Here is a 16,062-nt window from a genome sequence, read left to right on the forward strand (position 1 = left end):
CATGCGCGTTGCCATCCTGCAGCATGCCCCCTTCGAAGGCCCCGGCCGCATCCAGCAGTGGCTCGACCTGCGCGCCGCGCGGGTTCGCGTGCATAACCTCTACGCCGAAGTTGGCCTGCCCGGGCCTGACGATTTCGACCTGCTGATCGTCATGGGCGGCCCCATGAGCGTGCATGACGAAGCGGAGCTTCCTTGGCTGAAGGCCGAGAAGATGCTAATCCGCAAGGCGCTCGATGCGGGCAAGCGCGTGCTGGGCATCTGCCTCGGTGGTCAATTGCTGGCCCAGGCGCTGGGCGCGGAGGTGCGCAAGGGCGAGGCGGAGATCGGCTGGTGGCCGATGGAAAAGCGCGCCGAGGCAGACCATTCGCCACTGGGCCGCATGCTGCCGCAGCGGCTGTTGGCCATGCATTGGCACGGCGAAACCTTCGACCTGCCGCCCCGTGCGATTCCTCTTTACGGGTCGGCGGCCTGCGCCAATCAGGGGTTCATCTTGGGAGAGCGTGCCATTGGCCTGCAATGCCATCTGGAAAGCACGCCGGAAAGCATCGAGGCGATGTTGGAAGCCTGCGCGACGGATCTGGAGCTACCCGGCTCAGTGGAGGACGCGACCGCCATCCGTGACGGCTTCCCCCATTGCAGCGCCTTGGCGCCCACCCTGTTCCGTCTGCTGGATTACCTCACTGGGCCGCATGCTTCACTGACCTAACGGCAAAACTTGTAGGGGCGAATTCATTCGCCATGCAGGACGAAGTCCTGCCCTGTAGGAGCGAATTCATTCGCGAAAAGGGATCGACGACGAGCAAGCCTGCAACCACCCTCATCTGAACGCAGCCCGCCCCGGCCCCTCTCCCAGAAGGAGAGGGGTGACTATTGGCTCACCCTTGGCACAGTCCTGTGGGGCAATCCCTGGCCTTACAGCAATGGGCGATACAACTCCGCCCGCCGATCCCTGAGGTAGGTCAGGCTCTGCCGCGAGGCCTCCAGCTTGTCACGCTTAAGGTCGGCGAACGCCAGGGTTTCTTCACGGCCGCAGATCGCGGCCTGGCTGCCGTCCGGCGCGCACACGCTGGAAAGGCCGCAGTAGCGGATTTCCCCCTCGGCGCCGCAATAGTTGGCGTAGGCCAGGTAGCACTGGCTTTCGAAGGCGCGGGTGCGGACGAGCACATCGCAAACGAAATCGTACGGCTCCATGTTGGCGGTCGGAACCAGCACCGCATCGGCGCCGGCGAGTGCCAGGCGGCGGACGTTCTCGGGGAACTCCACGTCGTAGCAGATCAGCATGCCCAGCTTCCAGCCGTGCAATTCCACCAGTGGATAGTCGTCGCCGCCGGCGCTGAACATGCTCCTGTCCAGCTCACCGAAGAGGTGGGTCTTGCGGTAGTTGCCCAGGCGCTGGCCCTTGGCGTCGATCAGTTGCACCGAATTGAAGATGGCGCCTTCGACGCTACGTTCCGGATAGCCATAGAGGATGGCGATGCCCTGCTCTCGGGCGATCTCGGCAATCCGTCCGGCCCAGGCGCCGTCGCAGGGTTCGGCCAGGGCGCTGACCGCTTCCGCGCCGATGTTGTAGCCGCTGAGGTACATCTCCGGCGTGACCAGCAGCTGTGCGCCGCGTCGGGCCGCCTCGGCCGCCCGCAGCTGCAGGCGATCGAGGTTGGCCGCCGGGTCGCGCGGCAGCGGTGGACATTGGAAGAGGGCGATGCGCATGGAGCGTCTCCTAGCTCAGTCCGGCAGGGCGATGGGGCCGAGTTCGGCGAAGCAGTCGCCGGGGCCGGGGTTCTCGGGCGAGGTGCTGCCACCGAAGTGCTTCATGATGCCCCAGACCGCGTTGAGCGAGGTCTGCACCGCGCCTTCCACCCAGGCCGGGGTCCAGGACACGTCGTCACCGGCGATGAAGATGCCGCGCTGTTCGGCGGGCATGTCGTCCTGCACGAAGTGCGCGTACATGCGCTGGTTGTAGCGGTAGTGGCCCGGCAGCGCGCCCTTGAAGGCGCCGAGGAAGTGCGGGTCGGACTCCCAGGAAATGGTGATCGGGTCGCCGATGATGTGGCCGGCGATGTCCACGTCCGGGTAGATCTTCTTCAGCGCATCCAGGGCCAGCTTCACGCGCTTCTCCACCGGGTGCGGCAGCATTTTCAGCGCGTCGCTCATCCACGAGTAGGACAGGCAGATCACGCCTGGCTTGTCGTCGCCGTTGTCGAACAGGTAGGTGCCGCGCGTGAGACGGTCGGTGAGGGTCATGCTCAGGGTGTCGCGGCCGGTTTCCGGATTCTTGTCCATCCAGAACGGGCGATCGACCATCACGAAGGTCTTGGACGACTGCATGTAGCGGGTGCGGTCCAGGGCCATCCACATTTTCTGCGAGAAGAGTGATTCCTCGCATTCGATCTGGGTAGTCAGCAGCCAGCTCTGGCAGGTGGCGAGCACGGCAGCGTAATGACGGGTGTCACCCCAGTTGTCGGTGACGGCGAGGCTGCCATCGGCGGCCCGGGCGATGCGCTTCACGCCGGGACGCGGTGCGCCGTTGTGCAGGGACGCGAGGCTGGTGCCCGCCGGCCAGTGCACGCATTTCTCGGGGACGTGGCGCCAGATGCCCATGGGCACTTGCTGCACGCCGCCGACGATCAGGTGCTGGTTGTCGTCGCAGGCGGTCATCACCACGCGGAAGATTTCCAGCATCGAGTTGGGGAAGTCCGAGTCCCAGCCGCCGGTGCCGAAGCCCACCTGACCGAACACTTCGCGGTGATGGAAGGACAGCTTGGCGAAAGCCTTGGAGCTGGCTACGAAGTCGTAGAAGGTGCGGTCGTCCCACAGAGGTACCAGGGTGTCCCACAGCTCCTTCAGGCGCTTCACATCGCGGTCGCGAATGGCCTGCTGGATGTCGCCGAAGCGGGCGCCGTCCTCCAGTGCATCGGCCCAGGCGTCGGCCACTTCCTGGAAGAGTGCCGGCAAGTCGGTCATCTTCTCGGCGTAGTAGGTCTTGCCCTCCAGGTCGATGACCGTGCTGCCCGAAGCCGGGGTCAGCGGGTTGGGAAAGGGCTGGGTCTTGAGGCCGAGCATGTCCACGTAGTGGTAGAAGGCGGTGGAGGACGCCGGGAAACGCATGCCGCCCAGCTCCGCGATGATGCCGTCGGTGCCTTCGAAGGTCTGCGAACGCAGGCGCCCACCCATTTTGGAGGCTTCGTACACCACGGGCTTCAGGCCCAGCTTCATCAACTCGTAAGCCGCCACCAGCCCGGCGATACCGGCGCCGACGATGGCTACCTCGGCACCCTGCTGTTCAGCCGGGATGCTCCCCAGGCCCGCGGGATGTTCGATCCAGTCATCGAAGGCGAAGGGGAAGTCCGGACCAAAAATGGTGATGGGTTTCTTGCCGTCGGCGGGGTGGCGATTGTTGTTGTTCATGCTGGACCTTGAAGGCTTGTGGAAGAGCGGCCCGTTGGGCGCGGTGGGGCCATTCTAGGGAGCGTCGTTTTCGTCCATAAGATGCAAAGTGTCGTCATTTGGAATGCTGGCAATACAAAGTGACGATGAAAAAGTTCGTAGTGACGAAGCTGCTTCACGCGTCCCTTTCCCAGGCTAGTCGGCGAGAGAAGAAACCGTAGGGTGAGCTTGCTCGCGAAGGGGCGCTGCCCATGTTGACCCTGTCCGGCGTGCCCGGAAAGGGCTGCATCCGCAGCGCTATCGGCTGGCCGCGGTCGCCTGCCGATACTGCCGGGGTGTGAAACCGGTCAGCAGCTTGAACTGCCGGCTGAATGCGCTGTGGTCGGTGTAGCCGCACTGCAGGGCGACTTCCGTGATCGGCAGATCGGTCTGCAACAGCCGATGCGCGTGCTCGAGCCGCGCCTTGTTGATCATCTGTCGTGGAGTCAGGTGGAACACACGCTTGCAGTAGCGTTCCAGCTGGGCGACGGAGATGCCGGCGATACGCGTCAGCGTGTCCAGGGTGATGGGCTCGTGGAAGTGCGTGCGGATGTGTTCGTCCACTGCGGCGAGACGCTCATAGGCTGGGTGCGTGTGGCTGGCGGACTGCAGGTCCATCGAGATGCCCGCCAGGCCGATGATCTCGCCTGCGCGACTATGCAAGGGGCGCTTGTGCGTCAGGCACCAGCCCGGCTCCCGGCTGCCATACAAGTGCAGCTCCAATTGGTCTTCCAGCACCTGGCCCTGTTCCAGCACTCGCCGGTCCTGCTCGGTGTAGCCAGGGCCGAATTGTGCGGGGAACACCTCGGCGCTGGTCTTGCCCAGCAGGGGCTTCAGGCCACAGCGCTGGACCAGCGTGCGATTGGCCATGACGTAACGTGCCTGGGCGTCCTTGATGAAGATCGCTGCGCTGGAGATCGCATCCAGCATCGGCAGCAGCATCTGCACGCTCGCGAGCAGTTCATCCATGGTTTCCGGGCGCTTCAGATCGCTCTCTGAGCAGAGTGCCGCAAGTGCGCCACGCGACATCATTTCCATCCTCCCCATGGTTGGCCGGCGATGCCCACGCCGGCAGCTTGCCCCAGGGCCAGCGGCCTGTCGAGCGCGAACCGGAACGGGCTGCGCCGCTGTCCGGACTGTGCTGATTTCGTCACCCGAAGCGGGGAAAGGCATCAAGCGCGAAGGCGCGTCGCCCGTCCACTCTATGGCCATCGCCCCGGTCGGCGAACCCAGGGAATACGCACTCACCAAGGGGCAGCATCGACACGCCTATCCCAGCCCCGAATGGCAATCCACCAGCCCATCCAATAACTCACAAGAAGGCGACGCGATGTCCGGAAAATTCAAGAAGCAACTCTCGTTGATGGACCTGACCTTCATCGGCCTGGGGGCCATCTTCGGCTCCGGTTGGCTATTCGCGGCCAGCCACGTCTCGGCGATCGCCGGCCCGGCGGGGATCATCTCCTGGTTACTCGGCGGGTTCGCCGTACTGCTGCTTGGCATCATCTATTGCGAACTGGGTGCAGCGTTGCCGCGTGCCGGCGGCGTGGTGCGGTATCCGGTGTTCTCCCATGGCCCGCTGCTGGGCTATCTGATGGGGTTCATCACCCTGATCGCCTTCTCCAGCCTGGTGGCGATCGAAGTGGTCGCCTCCCGTCAGTACGCGGCAGCCTGGTTCCCGGCGTTGACCGAGGCGGGCTCCAGCGCCCCGACCATCCTCGGCTGGCTCGTGCAGTTCGGCCTGCTGTGCCTGTTCTTCTGGCTCAACTACCGCAGCGTCAAGACATTCGCCAGGGCCAACAACCTGGTCAGCGTGTTCAAGTTCATCGTGCCGCTGCTGGTCATCGGCGTGCTGTTCGCCTTCTTCAAGCCGGAGAACTTCGTGGCCCAGGGTTTCGCGCCCTTTGGCCTTTCGGGCATCGAGATGGCGGTCTCCGCGGGCGGCATCATCTTCGCCTACCTGGGGCTCACGCCGATCATCTCGGTGGCCAGCGAGGTGAAGAATCCGCAGCGCACTATCCCCATCGCGCTGATCCTCTCGGTCCTGCTCTCCACCGCCATCTATGTGCTGTTGCAACTGGCCTTCCTCGGCGCCGTGCCCACGGAAATGCTGGCCAACGGCTGGGCCGGAATCTCCAAAGAGTTCGCCTTGCCGTACAGGGACATCGCCCTGGTCCTCGGCGTGGGCTGGCTGGCCTACCTGGTGGTCGCTGATGCGGTGATCTCACCCAGCGGTTGCGGCAACATCTACATGAATGCCACTCCCCGGGTCGTCTACGGCTGGGCGCAGACCGGCACCTTCTTCAGGATCTTCACCCGCGTAGACGAACAGTCCGGCATCCCGCGCCCGGCGCTCTGGCTGACCTTCGCCCTGTCGGTGTTCTGGACCCTGCCGTTCCCCTCCTGGGAGGCCCTGATCAACGTGGTGTCGGCCGCGCTGGTGCTGAGCTACGCCGTGGCTCCGGTGACCGTCGCTGCTTTGCGCCGCAACGCCCCCGATATGCCGCGCCCGTTCCGGGTAAGGGGCCTGGGCGTGATGGGGCCGCTGTCCTTCGTCATCGCTGCGCTGATCGTCTACTGGTCAGGCTGGAGTACCGTGTCCTGGCTGCTGGGCCTGCAGATCCTGATGTTCGTGATCTACCTGCTGTGTCGGCGCTTCGTGCCCACCGAGCACCTGAGCCTGGCCCAGCAGGTGCGCTCGTCCGCGTGGCTGATCGGCTTCTACGCCATCACCCTGCTGCTCTCCTGGCTCGGCAGTTTCGGCGGCCTGGGCGTGCTTGGCCATCCCTTCGACACCCTCGCCGTGGCCGCCTGCGCCACCGCCATCTACTACTGGGGCGCGGCCACCGGCGTGCCGGCCGAGTTGATCCTTCTCAGTGGCGAGGATGAAAGCGAGGAGGGTACCGACACCGAAACGAGCCTGCATCCAGCCACGGCCCGCACCCAGGCCTCGTCCTGATGTCCAGCGAAAGGAGTACGGATATGAGCGACCTCATCAACCTCAGCCTCGAGCAGGTCCATGCCCTGGCGACGCGCGCGCTGACCCACAACGGTATGGGCGAGGACCATGCCCGCGCCATTGCCGACACCATCACCCGGGGGCAGCGCGACGAGTGCCATTCCCATGGCCTCTACCGCGTCCTGGTGTGCGTGCATTCGCTGCGCTCCGGCAAGATCGACCCGCTGGCGCGACCGACGCTGAGCCGGCTCGCGCCCGCCGTCGTCAGCGTCGATGCCCACCGAGGCTATTCGCTGCTGGCGTTTCAGAGCGGCCTGCCGCTGCTGGTGGAACAGGCCCGTGAACTGGGCGTCGCCGCCCTGGTCATCCGCAACTGTTTCCACTTTTCCGCGCTTTGGCCGGAGGTGGAAGCCATCGCCGTCGAAGGGCTGGTCGGGCTGGCGATGACCCCCAGCCACGCCTGGGTGGCGCCGGAGGGCGGCAGCAGGGGTGTATTCGGCACCAACCCCTTGGCCTTCGCCTGGCCACGGAAGGACCGCGAGCCCTTCGTCTTCGATTTCGCCACCAGCGCCATCGCACGGGGCGATATCGAGTTGCACGCCCGGCAGGGCAAGCCCATCCCCCTGGGTTGGGGCCTGGATGCCGAGGGGCTGCCCACCACCGATGCGCGAGCTGCGCTGGAGGGGGCCATGCAGACCTTCGGCGGGCACAAGGGCTCGGCGCTCGCCGCCATGATCGAGCTCATGGCCGGCGCGCTGATCGGCGACATGACCAGCGCCGAGTCCCTGGCCTTTGATGCGGGTGCCGGCGCCACGCCCTGCCACGGCGAGCTGCTGCTGGCCTTCGACCCTGCCCGCTTCCTCGGCGACGCAATGGACGACGGCCAGCGGCGCGCCGAGCAACTGTTCGCCGCCATCACCGACCAGGGCGCACGTCTGCCGTCTCAGCGCCGTTTCGCGGCCCGCCAACGCAGCGAGCGTGATGGCGTCTGGGTGGGGCGAGCCCTGCTGGACGACATCGAGCGGCTGATGGCCTAGCAAGTTCCCCGAACCTTCCCGGCCACTGAATGGACCAGCTCATGAAGCGCGTACACGTCATCGACTCCCACACCGGCGGTGAACCTACCCGCCTGGTGATGAAAGGCTTTCCCGAACCGGCCGGCGATACCCTGGCCGAGCAGCGCGATGCACTGCGCGAACGGCATGACCACTGGCGCCGTGCCTGCCTACTCGAACCACGGGGCAACGACGTACTGGTGGGCGCCCTGTACTGCCCGCCGGTATCACCCGGTGCCACGTGCGGGGTGATCTTCTTCAACAACGCCGGCTACCTCGGCATGTGCGGCCACGGCACCATCGGCCTAGTCGCCTCCCTGCATCACCTGGGGCTGATCGGTCCGGGCGAGCACCAGATCGACACGCCGGTGGGCACGGTCAGCGCCACCCTGCATGAAGACGGTGCCGTGACCATCGGCAACGTACCGGCCTACCGCTACCGCCGGCAGGTGCCGGTCGAGGTCCCCGGGCACGGCCTTGTCCACGGCGACATCGCGTGGGGCGGCAACTGGTTCTTCCTGGTGTCCGAACACGGCCAGCGGCTGCAACTCGACAACGTCGAAGCCCTGACTGCGTTCACCTGGGCGATGCTCAGGGCACTGGAAGCGCAAGGCATCCACGGCGAAGGCGGCGCGCTGATCGACCACGTCGAGCTCTTCGCCGATGACGACGAAGCCGACAGCCGCAACTTCGTCATGTGCCCGGGCAAGGCCTACGACCGCTCGCCCTGCGGCACCGGCACCAGCGCCAAGCTGGCGTGCCTGGCGGCCGATGAAAAGCTCGCGCCCGGCCAGACCTGGGTCCAGGCCGGCATCACTGGTAGCCGCTTCGAAGGCCACTACGAACCGGACGGAGAACGCATCCGCCCCTTCATCACCGGCCGCGCCTACCTGACGGCCGACAGCACCCTGCTCATCGACGAACAGGACCCCTTCGCGTGGGGCATCTGAGCCTCCACGCCTTCTTCATCCCCCTGCACCAAGGAGCAGAACAATGAACGACAGCATCTTCACCGGTTGCATTCCCGCCCTGATGACGCCGTGCACCGCCGAGCGCACGCCGGACTTCGACGCCCTGGTCGCCAAGGGCCGCGAGCTGATCGATATCGGTATGAGCGCGGTGGTCTACTGCGGCTCCATGGGCGACTGGCCGCTGCTTAGCGAAGCCCAGCGCCAGGAAGGCGTGGCGCGACTGGTGAAGGCCGGCGTGCCCACCATCGTCGGCACCGGTGCGGTCAGCACCCGCGAGGCCGTTGCCCATGCCGCGCACGCCGCCAAGGTGGGCGCCCACGGACTCATGGTGATCCCGCGCCTGCTCTCCCGCGCCGCCTCGCCCGCCGCGCAGAAGGCCCACTTCTCCGCCGTGCTCGGCGCCGCCCCCACGCTGCCGGCGGTGATCTACAACAGCCCCTACTACAGCTTTTCCACCCGCGCCGACCTGTTCTTCGAGCTGCGCGGCCAGTTCTCCAACCTGATCGGCTTCAAGGAGTTCGGCGGCGCCGCCGACATGCGCTATGCGGCCGAGCACATCACCTCCCGCGACGACGAGGTGATCCTCATGGCCGGTGTGGATACCCAGGTGTTCCACGGCTACGTCAACTGCAACGCCACCGGCACCATCACCGGCATCGGCAACGTGCTGCCACGCGAGGTGCTGCAGCTGGTGGCGCTGAGCCGGCAGGCTGCCAAGGGTGATACCCGCGCGCGTCGCCTCGCCCTGGAGCTGAGCGCGGCGCTGGACGTGTTGTCGTCCTTCGACGAGGGCTGCGACCTGGTGCTGTTCTACAAGTACCTGATGGTGCTCAACGGCGACCGCGAATACAGCCTGCACTTCAACGAGAGCGACGCGCTCAGCGACTCCCAGCGCCGCTACGCCGAGCAGCAGTACGGGCTGTTCCGCCAGTGGTACGCCAACTGGTCGGTGGAGCAGAACCTCGTCTGACCCAGGCCCGCCGCGGAGCACCCGCTCCGCGGCGGAGCGCACCCCGCACAACCAGGAAGCACCATGAAACTGACAGGCAACATGCTGATCGGCCGCCAGGCCGTAGCCGGCAGCCGCGAAGCGATCCGCGCCATCGATCCCGCCACCGGCACCCCGCTCGAACCCGCCTATCCCGGTGGTAGCCAGGCCCAGGTGGAGCAGGCCTGCGCCCTGGCCTGGGCGGCCTTCGCCGGCTACCGGGAAACCTCGCTGGCGGCGCGCGCCGGGTTCCTCGAAACCATCGCCGAGGAGATCGAAGCGCTGGGGGACGAACTGATCCAGCGCGCCGTGGCCGAAACCGGGCTGCCCCAAGCGCGTATCCAGGGCGAGCGCGGCCGAACTTGCCAGCAGCTGCGCACCTTCGCCCGCACCGTGCGCTCAGGCGAATGGCTGGATGTGCGGGTCGACACGGCCCAACCGGATCGCCAGCCCCTGCCACGCCCAGACCTGCGCCAGCGCCAATTGCCCCTGGGGCCGGTGGCGGTGTTCGGCGCCAGCAACTTTCCCTTGGCCTTCTCCGTGGCCGGCGGCGACACCGCCTCGGCGCTGGCGGCCGGCTGCCCGGTGGTGGTGAAGGCCCACGGCGCACACCCCGGCACCAGCGAACTGGTGGGGCGTGCCGTGGCCCGTGCCGCGGAGCGTTGCGTCATGCCCGAGGGCGTGTTCTCGCTGCTGTTCGGCGCCGGGCGGGAAGTGGGCATCGCCCTGGTCAGCGACCCGCGCATCAAGGCCGTCGGTTTCACCGGCTCGCGCAGCGGCGGCCTGGCCCTGTGCCGGGCGGCCCAGGCCCGGCCGGAGCCGATTCCGGTGTATGCGGAGATGAGTTCGATCAACCCGGTGTTCCTACTTCCCGCCGCCTTGCAGGGCCGTAGCGAGGGCCTGGCCCAGGGCTTCATCGCCTCGCTGACCCAGGGTGCCGGACAGTTCTGCACCAACCCTGGCCTCGTGATCGCCCGCCGGGGCGCGGCACTGGATGCCTTCATTGCGGCGGCCGCCGAGCAACTGCAGAGCAGCCCAGCACAGACCATGCTCACGCCGGGCATCTTCGACGCCTTCGAAACCGGCGCCGGCGCGCTGGCCGGGCACGCCGAGGTACGGAGTGTGGCCATCGGGCTACCGGGCGATGGCCCCAACCGCTGCCAGGCGCAACTGTTCGTCACCTCTGCCGAAGCCTTCCTGGCCGACCCGGCATTGCAGGCCGAGGTCTTCGGTGCGGCCGCGTTGATCGTGCAGTGCCGCGACGAGGAGCAGATACGCGAAATCGCCGAGCACTTCGAAGGCCAGCTCACAACGACCCTGCACCTGGACGAGGCGGACTTCGACGCCGCCCGGGCCCTGCTGCCGACCCTGGAGCTCCAGGCCGGCCGCGTGCTGGTCAACGGCTGGCCGACAGGCGTCGAGGTGTGCGACGCCATGGTCCACGGCGGCCCGTTCCCGGCCACCTCGGACGCGCGCAGTACCTCGGTAGGCACCGCCGCCATCCGCCGTTTCCTGCGGCCAGTCTGCTACCAGGGCTTCCCGGATGACCTGCTGCCCACCGAGCTCAGGCAAGACAACCCCCTGCGGCTGCGACGCCTGCTCGATGGCCAGAGGGAGGCATAGCGCCATGGCAATCGCTTCCGCTCCCGTTCAGGCCGAGATCGATATCGCGGTGGTCGGCGCCGGCATCATCGGCGTCGCCTGCGCCCTTCAACTGGCCCGGCAGGGCAAGCGCGTCCTGGTCATCGACCCGCAAGGGCCGGGGCAGGGCGCCTCGTTCGGCAACGCCGGGCACCTGGCCACCGAGCAGGTCTTTCCCATCGCCGACCTGTCGATCCTCAAGCGACTGCCGGCGATGCTCATGGACCCCATGGGCCCGCTGCGTCTGGACTGGAAGTACCTGCCGTTCGCCTTGCCCTGGTTCACGCGCCTGCTGCTCAACCTGCGGTCGGCGCCCTTCCAGCGCACAATCTCCGGCCTGCGCGGGCTGAACGAAGCCAGCTTGCGGGCCTGGCAACGGCTGCTGGCGGTTATCGAACGCCCCAGTCTGCTGAAGGAGGACGGCTCGCTGCTGATGTACGAGCGCCCCGAATCCCGTCAGGCGCTCGAAGCGCTACAGGCCCGCATGGCCGGGCAGGGCGTGCCGGTGGAGTTCTGGGAGTCGGGGGCGGTGCACGATGCCGCGCCGCAACTGAGCGAGCGGATACGCGGCGGGTTGTTCTTCCCGAGTACCGGGCACTTCATCGACCCGTTCCGAGTGGTCTGCGAACTGGCCAATGCCGCCGAGAGGCTGGGTGTTCGTTTCCTCCATCAGCGCGTGCTCGGTGGGCAGTTGCTCGAGGATGGCGTCGCGCTGAGCACCGGGGAGGGCAGCCTGCGGGCCCGCCAGGTGCTGATCGCTTGCGGCGCCCACTCGGCCGGGCTCACCTCCGGGTTGACCGGCAAGCGGGTACCGCTGGATACCGAGCGGGGTTATCACCTGATGTTGCCCCAGGAGCACGGGCGGCTGCCGTTCGCCGTCACCTCGCTCGAGCGCAGGTTCATCATGTCGCCAATGGCCGGCGGCCTGCGTCTGGCCGGCACCGTTGAGTTCGCCGGTTTGGCGCGATCACCGAACATGGAGCGCGCCTGGCAGTTGCTCCGCCTCGGCAAGGGACTGTTCAGCCGCGAACTGAATGCCGAAGGGGCAACCCCCTGGATGGGATTTCGGCCATCCCTGCCGGACTCGCTGCCCATCATCGACCGGGTGTGCGAGGGGCGGGTGATGCTCGCTTTCGGCCACCAGCACCTGGGGCTTACTCAGGCAGCGATCACCGCCGAGCACATCGCCGGGTTGGCGGGGCTGCCGGCAGCGGTGGGCCCGTCGCACTGTCTGCCGGACCTGGCTCCTTTCCGGCTGGATCGCTTCTGAGCGGAGGTCGCTGTGGCGGCGTCAGGTGGCTGGCGGCGCCAGCGGCTGGCCGCGGTCGATCTTGCAACTGAGGATGATCGAGGTGGTGGTCTTCTCCACCCCGTCCACGCTGCCGATCAGGTCCAGCAATTCGTCGAGGCGCTCGGGGGAGTCGGCGCGCAGCCAGGCGACGTAGTCGAACTCGCCGCTCACCGCGCAGAGCACCTGCACTTCCGCCATGCCGGTCAGGCGTCGCAGCACGTCCTTGCCGCTGCGCGGTTTCACCGTGATCCCCACGTAGGCCTGCAGGCCGCCATCGGCCACGCGCCGGCCCAGGCGCACGCCGTAGCCGGTGATGACCTGCGCCTTCTCCAGCCGTGCCAGGCGCGAGGTCACCGTGGTGCGTGCGATGCCCAGCCGCCGGGCGAGCGTGGCCACGCTCTCGCGGGCGTTGATCTGCAGGGCGGCGATCAGCTGGCGGTCGATTTCATCGAGGGGCAGGTCGGACATGGAATGGCTCGGTGCGATTGGGTGCGTAGAGGTTAGCGGGTGCGCAAGGCTACCTGAAGCCGATGGACCGCGCCCATTGGTCGGCATCGCCGTCGCATTGCCCGGAGCCGAACCAGACTGAACTCCACATGGTCGGAGACACGTCGGCCCCATCCACTTCCTTCGAGAGCCTCACCTCCATGATCTCCTTCGCCCCTTGCCGCTGGACCCTGCTCGCCTCGCTCATCTGCCTGCCCGCCTTCGCCGAAACCGTGGTGCCGCTACAGGGCCAGACCCAGCAACAGGTCCAGCAAGATATCGCCAACTGCCAGGCCCAGGCCGGCAGCTCCACGAGCACTACCACCTCCAACCCGAGCGGCGGTCGAGTCCGGGGCGCCGCGACGGGGGCCATGGCCGGTGCCGTCGTTGGCCAGGCGCGCAGCAACGACTACGACCGTATCGATGACGATCTGCAGAAGGAGTACCGGCAGGAAAAAGCCAAGGACGCTGCGGTGGCCGGTGCCGTGGTCGGCGGTTCGCGTCAGCGCCAGGAGCGCAGGCAGGACCGCCGCACCAACGAGCAGGCCAGCAGCACGGCGTCGTCGGCCTATACGAGTTGCCTGCAGCAGCGCGGCTATCAGGTAACACCCTAGGCAGTGCCGCGCGCCTGCTGCTCCAGCTGGGCCTGCAGGTTCGGATCGAGCCTGAGCTGATAGGCCAGTTCGTCCAGGTAGGCGCGTTCGGCGGATTGCTGGTCATCCACCAGCATCACGCTGGCCAGGTACATCTCGGCCGCCATACCGGGGTCCGATGCGGCCTGCGCCACTTCGGCGGCGTCCAGCGGCCGTTGCACTTCCTGGTCCAGCCACGCCTGCAATTGCGGGTCGTCGGTGTGCCGGGAAATCTCGGCATAGATGGCCTGTTTTTCCTGCTCGTCGATGCGGCCATCGGCCTTGGCGGCAGCGATCAGTGCGCGGAGGATGGCCAGGCTGTGGTCATCGGCCTCGGCACCGGAAAGCTGGTCCACCGTGCTGATCGCCTGCTGGGGTGCGGAAGACTGCTGGCGTTGCCAGGCCTGGTACGCCTGGAAGGCCATCATGCCGAGGGACGCCAGCGCGGCGTAATTCGGTCCTCCGGAACGCCCGCCACCGCCACCCATCGAACCGCCGCCCATGGAGGCACCGCTCTGGCCTCCGCCGAGGATGCCGCCGAGCAGGCCGCCCAGTCCGGCATTGGCGCCGCCGCCACCTCCCATGAGACCGCCCAGCAGGCCACCGAGCCCGCCCAGAGGGTCCTGCGACGCCATGCCCGCGTCGCCCCGTTGCGCTGCCCCGGCCTGGCCGGACCGCAGTAATTGTTCGAGCAGATCACTGGTGTTCATGGCCTCGTCCTCGCGGTGGCCGTTTTCCGGTCAGGGAACGATAGACCCGGCCAGAAGCGGGGGCATGACCGTCGGGCGGCGAAGATTGTTGCGCGCTACGGAAAAGCGCTTTCAGCAAAGGCGTCTTTTTCCCGCGCCTTGCCTGGAGTCGAATTGGCACATCGGCCGAAAGCGCATCGCCAGCGATGCCGGGGCCTTCCAGGCAAACAGGAGAACCACCGTGAACCGTGCAATTACCACCAGTACCACCTTGCTGCTCGCCTTCCTGGCCAGCGGCAGCGTCTTCGCGGCTAAATCCGCCGAGGCCGTGCCCTACAGCTACGGCATGCCGCTGGACGTCGCCCGAGTCATCTCCATCGACGAGCCGAACTCGCTGACCTGCGAGACCATCCAGGCGAAGATGACCTACGTCGATTCCCAGGGCGAAGAGAAATCCGTGACCTACCTGAAAGAGTCCAGCGCCTGCGCCAACAGCTGATGCGAGGCCGTGAATCGTCCGGCACCAGACTTGGCAGGACTGTGTCCTGCACAGCGATTGAAATCGCCCCCACAGGGTTTGTGCACAGCCAGACCAAGGCGCCAGTGAGGCAGGGCGGTGCAGGCGCGAGTCACCCCTCTCCATTCAGGGAGAGGGGACGGGGGAGAGGGGGCCGGCCAGCTCCGAGCAACCCCCCCATCGCGAATGAATTCGCTTCTACAAGAGCAAGGCAGCCCTGCGGCCTGCTTGGCGAGTGAAATCGCCCCCACAGGGTTTTTGCACAGCCAGACCAAGTTGTCAGTGAGGCAGGGCAGTGCAGGCGAGAGTCACCCCTCTCCATCTAGGGAGAGGGGCCGGGGGTGAGGGGGGACCGGCCAGCTCCGAGCAACCCCCCATCGCGAATGAGTTCGCCCCTACAGGGTTGGCCACCCGCTAGTCACCCCACCACCTCCGCCACATACGCCTCGAACGACGTCGCCGTGGTGTTCTCCGGCCGCCGCCCCTCCAGCGACTTCACCGTCCGTTCGTTGATGCCATGGGCCAGTTCCGCATAGAGCTCGGCGAGATTGGCCGAGAACCCTGCCTCCTGCAGCATCCCCGCCATTTCGTCGTAGGGCAGTTGCACGTAGGGCAGGTCCGGCCGGCCCATATGCTCCCCGAGGATGCGCGTCGCCTCGCCGTAGCTGATGTCCCGCTGTCCTAGCAGTTCGCGTACCTGCATCCCGTGCCAGTCACGGTCGAGCAGCGCGGCGAGGGCCGCATCGGCGATGTCCTTCGAGGCGATCATCGGCACCGGCACGTCCGCGCCGACGCCATCGGCCACCAGGCCGTGCTGTTCGATCATGTACAACGCCGGCAGCAGGTTCTCGAAGAAGGCCCCGGCACGCAGGATCAGCACATCCACGCCCGTCAGTTCGCGCAGCCGCACTTCCTGCTCATGCATGCTGGCGATGGGACCGTTACCCGAAGCCCGTTCGGCACCGACGCTGGAAAGCGCCACCACGCGGCGTACTCCGCTGTCGCATATCGCCTTGACGATGGCTTCGCCCACTTCCGCCTGTTGTGCCATGTAGTCGACTACCGATGGGTCGTAGGGCAACAACGTGTAGACCACGTCGGCCTCGCGAAAGGCTTCGGTCAGGTAGGCCGAATCGTTCGGCTCGCCTGCCATCACGTCGGCCCCGGCGCCCTTGAGCGCGGCCAGGCGTTCAGCCGACCGCCCCAGCGCACGAACGGATTCACCCGCGTTCAGCAGTTGCTCGACGATGCGTTTACCGGTGTGCCCGGTGGCGCCCATTACCGTGATCATCTTGTCCTCCTGGTCGCGCTTGTCTGTTCGGCACATGCCTGAGCGCTTGGGTTCTAGTCTCGGACGAGCGTGTTGGACGAACAATGATTGTTGGTCGATGATTCATGATCATTCGTCCA

At 66.8% G+C, this 16,062-nt stretch carries 15 protein-coding genes; 9 read left to right on the forward strand and 6 right to left on the reverse strand.

Annotated elements, in window-relative coordinates; translation table 11 throughout:
- Nucleotide 1: 1 nt before the first annotated feature.
- Nucleotides 2–706: a type 1 glutamine amidotransferase gene (locus tag MnOB_RS00480; RefSeq protein WP_077520658.1), complete on the forward strand. Its 705-nt coding sequence runs from the start codon at nt 2–4 to the stop codon at nt 704–706.
- Nucleotides 707–912: 206 nt separating this feature from the next.
- Here MnOB_RS00480 and MnOB_RS00485 read toward each other — a convergent pair whose 3' ends face one another.
- The 3 genes from MnOB_RS00485 to MnOB_RS00495 form a co-directional block, all read right to left on the reverse strand.
- Nucleotides 913–1,707 (reverse strand): carbon-nitrogen hydrolase family protein, encoded by a 795-nt coding sequence (locus MnOB_RS00485; protein WP_077520661.1) that lies wholly within the window; start codon nt 1,705–1,707, stop codon nt 913–915.
- Between the two features lie 15 nt (nt 1,708–1,722).
- Nucleotides 1,723–3,405, reverse strand: coding sequence for a flavin monoamine oxidase family protein (locus MnOB_RS00490; RefSeq protein ID WP_077520663.1), 1,683 nt, complete (start codon nt 3,403–3,405; stop codon nt 1,723–1,725).
- 276 nt (nt 3,406–3,681) lie between these two features.
- The gene (locus MnOB_RS00495; protein WP_077520666.1) at nt 3,682–4,452 is read right to left on the reverse strand and encodes an AraC family transcriptional regulator; all 771 of its coding nucleotides are present in this window, start codon (nt 4,450–4,452) and stop codon (nt 3,682–3,684) included.
- Between the two features lie 301 nt (nt 4,453–4,753).
- Here MnOB_RS00495 and MnOB_RS00500 point away from each other — a divergent pair, with 301 nt between their 5' ends.
- The 6 genes from MnOB_RS00500 to MnOB_RS00525 all read left to right on the forward strand — a co-directional run bounded on the left by MnOB_RS00500 (nt 4,754) and on the right by MnOB_RS00525 (nt 12,307).
- Entirely contained in the window at nt 4,754–6,382 is a 1,629-nt protein-coding gene (locus tag MnOB_RS00500; RefSeq protein WP_077520669.1) for an APC family permease, read from the forward strand.
- A 23-nt stretch (nt 6,383–6,405) separates the two neighbouring features.
- Entirely contained in the window at nt 6,406–7,419 is a 1,014-nt protein-coding gene (locus MnOB_RS00505) for an Ldh family oxidoreductase (protein ID WP_077520671.1), read from the forward strand.
- 41 nt (nt 7,420–7,460) lie between these two features.
- The gene (locus MnOB_RS00510; protein ID WP_077520674.1) at nt 7,461–8,387 is read left to right on the forward strand and encodes a 4-hydroxyproline epimerase; all 927 of its coding nucleotides are present in this window, start codon (nt 7,461–7,463) and stop codon (nt 8,385–8,387) included.
- Between the two features lie 43 nt (nt 8,388–8,430).
- Nucleotides 8,431–9,378 carry a dihydrodipicolinate synthase family protein gene (locus MnOB_RS00515; protein ID WP_077520676.1) on the forward strand — a complete coding sequence of 316 codons (948 nt, stop codon included), beginning with the start codon at nt 8,431–8,433 and terminating at the stop codon, nt 9,376–9,378.
- A gap of 63 nt (nt 9,379–9,441) precedes the next feature.
- Nucleotides 9,442–11,019: an aldehyde dehydrogenase (NADP(+)) gene (locus tag MnOB_RS00520; RefSeq protein WP_077520679.1), complete on the forward strand. Its 1,578-nt coding sequence runs from the start codon at nt 9,442–9,444 to the stop codon at nt 11,017–11,019.
- Between the two features lie 4 nt (nt 11,020–11,023).
- The gene (locus MnOB_RS00525; protein ID WP_077520682.1) at nt 11,024–12,307 is read left to right on the forward strand and encodes an NAD(P)/FAD-dependent oxidoreductase; all 1,284 of its coding nucleotides are present in this window, start codon (nt 11,024–11,026) and stop codon (nt 12,305–12,307) included.
- 21 nt (nt 12,308–12,328) lie between these two features.
- Here the strand turns inward: MnOB_RS00525 and MnOB_RS00530 are convergent, their stop codons facing one another.
- The gene (locus MnOB_RS00530) at nt 12,329–12,796 is read right to left on the reverse strand and encodes an Lrp/AsnC family transcriptional regulator (RefSeq protein WP_077520686.1); all 468 of its coding nucleotides are present in this window, start codon (nt 12,794–12,796) and stop codon (nt 12,329–12,331) included.
- A 179-nt stretch (nt 12,797–12,975) separates the two neighbouring features.
- Between MnOB_RS00530 and MnOB_RS00535 the strand changes: the two genes are divergently transcribed.
- Complete coding sequence (locus MnOB_RS00535) at nt 12,976–13,428, forward strand: YMGG-like glycine zipper-containing protein (RefSeq protein ID WP_077520690.1); 453 nt, start codon at nt 12,976–12,978, stop codon at nt 13,426–13,428.
- On the opposite strand, the gene MnOB_RS00540 is transcribed toward MnOB_RS00535, so the two are convergent.
- Nucleotides 13,425–14,156: a tellurite resistance TerB family protein gene (locus tag MnOB_RS00540; protein WP_077520693.1), complete on the reverse strand. Its 732-nt coding sequence runs from the start codon at nt 14,154–14,156 to the stop codon at nt 13,425–13,427. The two genes, MnOB_RS00535 and MnOB_RS00540, sit on opposite strands and share 4 nt — an antisense overlap.
- A gap of 220 nt (nt 14,157–14,376) precedes the next feature.
- On the opposite strand from MnOB_RS00540, the gene MnOB_RS00545 reads away from it, so the two are divergent.
- Entirely contained in the window at nt 14,377–14,634 is a 258-nt protein-coding gene (locus MnOB_RS00545; protein ID WP_077520695.1) for a DUF2790 domain-containing protein, read from the forward strand.
- Nucleotides 14,635–15,070: 436 nt separating this feature from the next.
- On the opposite strand, the gene MnOB_RS00550 is transcribed toward MnOB_RS00545, so the two are convergent.
- The gene (locus MnOB_RS00550; RefSeq protein WP_234358179.1) at nt 15,071–15,979 is read right to left on the reverse strand and encodes an NmrA family NAD(P)-binding protein; all 909 of its coding nucleotides are present in this window, start codon (nt 15,977–15,979) and stop codon (nt 15,071–15,073) included.
- Nucleotides 15,980–16,062 lie beyond the last annotated feature (83 nt).

It is taken from the genome of Metapseudomonas resinovorans (genome assembly GCF_002003485.1).
Classification (GTDB): Bacteria; Pseudomonadota; Gammaproteobacteria; order Pseudomonadales; family Pseudomonadaceae; genus Metapseudomonas; species Metapseudomonas resinovorans_D.